Raw genomic sequence first — 289 nt, forward strand, 5'->3', positions numbered from 1 at the left:
TCCGGCGATCGCGACGATGCGGGCCGAGCGCGACGGGCGCGGCACGCTGATCCGCGCCTTCACCGCCAGGGGCGAGGACACGCTCTACCGCGAGCAGCTCGTCTACCGGTCCGACAGCGACCGTGTCCTGTCCTACACGCATCTCGAAGGCATTGCCGGCGCCGAGCGCTACGACGCCCGCCTGCAGGTGCTTGCCGGTGAGGGCGGCGGCAGCCGGATCGAATGGTCGGCCCGGCTTGCCGCGTCCCCCGGGCGTGCCCCGGCGATCGCCGCCGGCACGAAGGCGATC

At 73.7% G+C, this 289-nt stretch carries 1 protein-coding gene; it reads left to right on the forward strand.

What is annotated here, in order from left to right:
- The coding region (locus RMT89_RS42265) for a hypothetical protein (RefSeq protein WP_315889069.1) at nt 1–289 on the forward strand (289 nt) is incomplete at both ends.

This window comes from Streptomyces sp. P17, assembly GCF_032436805.1.
Classification (GTDB): domain Bacteria; phylum Actinomycetota; class Actinomycetes; order Streptomycetales; family Streptomycetaceae; genus Streptomyces.